Source organism: Blastococcus sp. SYSU DS0510 (genome assembly GCF_054050835.1).
In genome coordinates this window covers 1-4,738 of the sequence record NZ_JBJHAC010000050.1, presented here as the reverse complement: position 1 = coordinate 4,738, position 4,738 = coordinate 1, and the positions used below count along the sequence as shown (strand labels likewise).

The window sequence follows — 4,738 nt, the reverse complement described above, 5'->3', positions numbered from 1 at the left end:
TCCTTCCGGGCCTCCACAGCCATCCGGGTGGCCCGCTCACGCAGCTCGTCGGGGTACTTCCTCGGTGCTGCCATGACTCTCATCCTTCCGTTGGATGAGAGCCTCCATCAGACCCGGCACGGGACAGCTCCGCTCAACAGCCGTCCAGGTCGAAGCCGACACAGCCGAGCTCCGCAAGGCCCGGGGCGCCTTCTTCACGCCGGATGCCCTGGCGCGCTACATCACGGACTGGGCCGTCCGCTCGGTCAAGGACCGGGTCATGGAGCCGTCCTGTGGTGAGGCGGCCTTCCTTCTGGCAGCAGTCGATCGGCTGGCAGCGCTGGAGGCAACGGAAACGGGTCAGACGGTCCTGCCACACCTTGACGGCGTCGAACTGCACGAGGAGTCAGCCCATGGGTGACAGGAGACCGCAGCCGCGCCGCAGCCGCTCCAGGATGCCCGGTGACCGGCCATCACCGGGTGCGCTGTTCGGACCGCAGCCCGAATTCGCCGCCGTCGAAGTCAACGCCGTGCAAACCCCCAGGCAACCCAGCAGCGGAGCGTCCGTGCCGGCGCTGCGGGCCAGGTCCTCACCGATCGAGAGACGGGCATCGCGTCGAGGAGATCAGTCACTCCTGCAAGATTCTGTTGGGGCATCCCGCGGCCAATAGGGCATCGCACCACGAACGCTGCCGCGAATGGGTCGATCCACTGATGTCGCCCCACCCCGCCGGTCATAGTGTCGGCTCGTCACCGAGGCGTACCGGTACGTCGAGAGCGGGCACAAGATCGGCAATGTCGTGATCGTCGTCCGACCGCCGGATACGGGACGCGGCGGCTCACCTCGCGTACGCACCTACCCCTCGTCCACCCGTAGACAGCCCGCCTCGGCCGCCCCGCGATCACGGATCCGGTCGAGACCATTGGACGGTCGTCCAGCAGCAGTACCTGAGGGTCGCCCAGGAGGCCCGACGCCAGCGCTAGCTGCCGACTGGTCGCTCCGCGCTACAGCGTTCAACGAGTTCATACAACTGCCCGTCCGGGGCCGTGAAGTGGACATAGCGCTCACGCTCGTTACTCGACACATGTGCGTCGACCGGAACTCCTGCCGAGGTGAGGTCGGCTACCGCCTGATCCAGATTGTCGACCAGGAAGCCCAGACTCCTTTCGGTGGCGCCCATGCCCTGCGGCGATGCCACTGCGAAGGACGACCCGTCCGGCAAATCGAAGAGGTCTGCTTCGACTCCCTTGACCGAGGCGGGCACCATCCCGAGAACCTCCTGCAGGAACTCCCGCATCTCCGGGCGTGCACTCGTCGCCGTCCCAGCGAAGACGATTCCCTTGACGATCAACGCTCCCCCGTCGCTAGCTGCTCAGCTGACCGTAGTGGTCATGGCGCGACACGCCCTTCCTCGTCTGCCGTGCGGGACGCGGCTCGGTCCCTAAGGGCAGTGTTCATCGCGGCGAAGCCGGTGGCGGTGTCGTCGAGGACGCGGGGCATCATCGGAACAAGCAGGCCGGTGAAGGTCTCTCGCTGGACGAAGCGGGTGCCACCGTCGGGGATGGGCTCGAGGCGCAGCTCGTGCTCGCCGTCGAAGAGGCCGGGCATCCCGAGCCGTCCGCGCCAGCGGATGAGCGTGCCGTCCTGGAACGCGAGCACGGTGGGGCGAAAGGTCATCGTGCGCTTCCCGGGGCGGACGGTGAGCGTGAGGCGCTCGCCGCGGACGAGCCGGCCGGACAGCCGGGGCATGAACGGGTTCCAGTCCTCGTACTTGTCGGTGTCGGTCAGTATGTGCCAGACGGCGGCGGCAGGCGCCTGGATGTCGACGGCGTGCTCGATGGTCCTCATGGTCTTTGTCCTCTCAGTGGCACGTTGCCGGGTGGGCCGCGTGGGATCGGTGGGGTGCCATGGGTCCGGGCCGGAGGGCTGCGACGCCGGTCGCCCATGCGGCGTCGACGTCGCGAGGGCTCCGGGAGGGCTGCCCCGGCTCAGGTCACGGTGATGACAACCTTGCCGCGCGCGCGGCCGGCTCGAAGGTGACGGATCGCCTCCGGTACCTCGTCGAAGGTGACGTCCGGTCTACGACCGGTATCACGCGGCCGTCTGCAAGCATCGCCGCCAGGAGCTCGAAGTCGGTGCGGCGCGGGCTGGAGAAGACGACGCTGAGTCGCTGCCGGACAAACGGCGACAGCGCGATCGCCTGCAGCTGCCGGGACAGGCCCAGCACCTGACCGCCCCCTTCTCCCCCGACGATCACCAGGGTCCCCGCGGAGGCGAGGGCAGCGCGCAGCCGGGCGACGCTCCGGTCCCCTCCGGTGTCGATGACGACGTCGTAGCGGTAGGGCCGATCGGTGATGTCCTCGTGGGTGTAGTCGATGACGTCGTGGGCACCGATGGATCGGACAAGGTCGACCTTGGAGGTGCTGCACACGCCGGTCACCGTGGCCCCGGCCGCGGTCGCGAGCTGTACCGCGAACGTCCCGACCCCACCTCCGGCGCCGATGACGAGGACCCGCTGGCCGGCCTGGACGCGGCCGACGTCGCGGAGCGCCTGCAGGGCCGCCGTCGCCGACGATGGGGTGGCGGCGGCTTCCTCGAAGGTCACGCTCGACGGCTTGGCCACGAGGCTGCTCTCCGGAGCGGTGGCGTACTCGGCGTAGCTACCCGGGGCTGTGCCGAACACAGCGTCCCCGACCCGGAAGCGCGTCACATCCCGGCCGACGGCCGCCACGGTTCCGGCCACGTCGAGCCCGGGCACGGGGTTCTTCGGTACGCGCAGGCCGAACCCTGCTGCCCGGATCCCGTAGGGCAGGCCGGTGACGGTGTGCCACACACCCTGGTCGAGTCCTGCGGCGCGGACCCGGACCAGTACGTCACCGTCCCCCACGGCGGGACGGTCGACGGTCTCGACGGCCAAGAGGTCGGGCGAACCGTACGAGCGGCCCACGACGGCCCGCATGGTCGCAGCTGGAGGTACCGGGTTGCTGCTCGGGCTGTGAATGCTGAGCGGGGTGGTGCGCATGGAAGACCTCTTTACGCGTGGCTGGGACAGCGTGCGGGACGGCGGGTCGGACGGGTTGCGGGTCATGCGTCGACCAGGGCGCGGTCGGCCGGCACCCGATTCAGCACGCCCTTGGCGAGGAGGAACACGAGCAGCGAGACCTCGGCGAGGATGAACAGGCCCACGAGTGCGGGGTTGACGACGTCGGCGGCGGCGGGTGCGAGGAACTGCAGCAGGACGTCGACGAGATAGGACGTGGACGCCGCGACCAGGAGGGCGGCGATGACGCGCGGGAACATCCCCGAGCGCCAGGCGAGCAGGCCGAGGGGGAAGAGCCACAGCCCGAAGAAGATCTGGGCGATGAGGTAGCCGTGGTGCTGCAGGTCCAGCAGGAGCATCACCAGCGCGTCGGCGCCGTCGACGCCGAAGGCCGCGGCGTAGGACGGATCGATCGCGACGAGCAGCGCCCCCAGCTGGTTCACCATGTTGAGCGTGGTGATGGCCACGGCGACCACGACGAAGAGGACCATCGCCCGCGCCACCCGGGTGTCGACGTGGTGCAGAAGTCGGTGGAGCGTCAGGACGACGAAGACAAGGAACGTCGCCTGGACCAGGTCGGCGACGAGGCTGTACCTGACGAGATCGGCGTTCTCCAGCACTCTGGCGGCCGTGGTGCTCGCGTCCCCGGGGACATAGACCCGGCCGCGGACGATGTGCGCGAAGGCGCCGAGGACGGCGACGACGAGGTAGTACAGACCTGCGGTGCGGGCGAGCCGCTGGGTGGGCTTCATGACGTGCTCCTGTGGTCGTGTGGGCCGCGTCTGCTCCGCGAGTGGGCGGGCATTCGGCAACAGCCGGGCGGTGCGCGATGCGCGTTGAGCGCCCCGCGTTCTCCAGGTTGTGGGTTGGCGCTGTCTGGCTGCTGTCTGGCTGCTGTCCGGCTGGCGTGCAGCAGTGCGGCACGCTTGTGGTGGCTGATGGAACGGCTCAGGCCACAGTCGAGCGACTGAAGGCAGAGCGCGCGCAGGCACGGCTCCACGCTGGGTACGGCGGTGTTCCTCTTCGGTTCGCCCGCGGCGTTGGCCACTATCGCCGGAGCGCCAGCGCACGGTAAGCGATCACCGCAGCGGGGACGAGCAGCGCGAACACGATTGTCATAGCCGGCGCCAGACCAATCCATCCTTGGAGCGCGCCTACGCCGACGTACGCGAGCCCGGCGATCCCGCTTCCCACGCCGAGGACTACACCAGCGGCAGCGGCAGGGTTCTGTGGAGCAGCCATCTGCGCCGCCACGACAAGGAGCGGCTGACTCGCGTAGATCAGTGCGCCCGCGGTTCCCGCTAACACGAGCGTGGTCACACCAGGCGGGACGATCAGCACAGCGGTGAGCACTGGCACGGCTGCCAGGAGCGAGAAGGCCGTGGTGCGGACGTAGCCGAATCGAGCGCCGACGGCTCCGCCCGAGACAGCGCCCAGCCCGGCCCCGAGGGAGAAAAGTCCCAGCGTCCCGCCCAGCAGGGGTGCGTCTGTGGAAAGTCCGTGGGCATTTACAAGCCACAGCGGCACAGCGCTCGTGAAGGTAATAAACGCGAGGCTCGCCAGGGAAGCTGCTGCGGTGAGCCACCCGATGGGTCAAGCCCGCTGGCGTGGTGTGTGACGGCTACCGCGTGATCTTCGGTTGGGTCAGGCACTGAGCGCCGGGATGGCCGGCTGGTCGGTCACCTCCTCGTCGGCGGTGTCGGTGTCGGTGACGGGCC

At 69.1% G+C, this 4,738-nt stretch carries 6 protein-coding genes; 1 reads left to right on the top strand and 5 read right to left on the bottom strand.

Going from position 1 to position 4,738, the window contains the following annotated elements:
- Positions 1–94 precede the first annotated feature (94 nt).
- Positions 95–400 (top strand): N-6 DNA methylase, encoded by a 306-nt coding sequence (locus tag ACI79P_RS21620; protein WP_456583117.1) that lies wholly within the window; start codon positions 95–97, stop codon positions 398–400.
- A gap of 559 nt (positions 401–959) precedes the next feature.
- On the opposite strand, the gene ACI79P_RS21615 is transcribed toward ACI79P_RS21620, so the two are convergent.
- The 5 genes from ACI79P_RS21615 to ACI79P_RS21595 form a co-directional block, all read right to left on the bottom strand.
- The gene (locus ACI79P_RS21615) at positions 960–1,331 is read right to left on the bottom strand and encodes a VOC family protein (RefSeq protein WP_456583116.1); all 372 of its coding nucleotides are present in this window, start codon (positions 1,329–1,331) and stop codon (positions 960–962) included.
- Between the two features lie 38 nt (positions 1,332–1,369).
- On the bottom strand, positions 1,370–1,828 hold the full coding sequence (locus ACI79P_RS21610) for an SRPBCC family protein (RefSeq protein ID WP_456583115.1): 459 nt from the start codon (positions 1,826–1,828) through the stop codon (positions 1,370–1,372).
- Between the two features lie 145 nt (positions 1,829–1,973).
- The gene (locus ACI79P_RS21605; protein ID WP_456583114.1) at positions 1,974–2,927 is read right to left on the bottom strand and encodes an NAD(P)-dependent alcohol dehydrogenase; all 954 of its coding nucleotides are present in this window, start codon (positions 2,925–2,927) and stop codon (positions 1,974–1,976) included.
- 137 nt (positions 2,928–3,064) lie between these two features.
- Entirely contained in the window at positions 3,065–3,772 is a 708-nt protein-coding gene (locus ACI79P_RS21600; RefSeq protein WP_456583113.1) for a DUF4386 domain-containing protein, read from the bottom strand.
- Positions 3,773–4,067: 295 nt separating this feature from the next.
- On the bottom strand, positions 4,068–4,547 hold the full coding sequence (locus tag ACI79P_RS21595) for a hypothetical protein (protein ID WP_456583112.1): 480 nt from the start codon (positions 4,545–4,547) through the stop codon (positions 4,068–4,070).
- Between the last annotated feature and the right edge of the window lie 191 nt (positions 4,548–4,738).

What these genes read in the sequence shown, in the direction of transcription:
- ACI79P_RS21600 (WP_456583113.1), bottom strand. Translation starts at nt 3,772, where the DNA reads ATGAAGCCCACCCAGCGGCTCGCCCGCACCGCAGGTCTGTACTACCTC.
- ACI79P_RS21610 (WP_456583115.1), bottom strand. Translation starts at nt 1,828, where the DNA reads ATGAGGACCATCGAGCACGCCGTCGACATCCAGGCGCCTGCCGCCGCC.
- ACI79P_RS21620 (WP_456583117.1), top strand. Translation starts at nt 95, where the DNA reads ATGAGAGCCTCCATCAGACCCGGCACGGGACAGCTCCGCTCAACAGCC.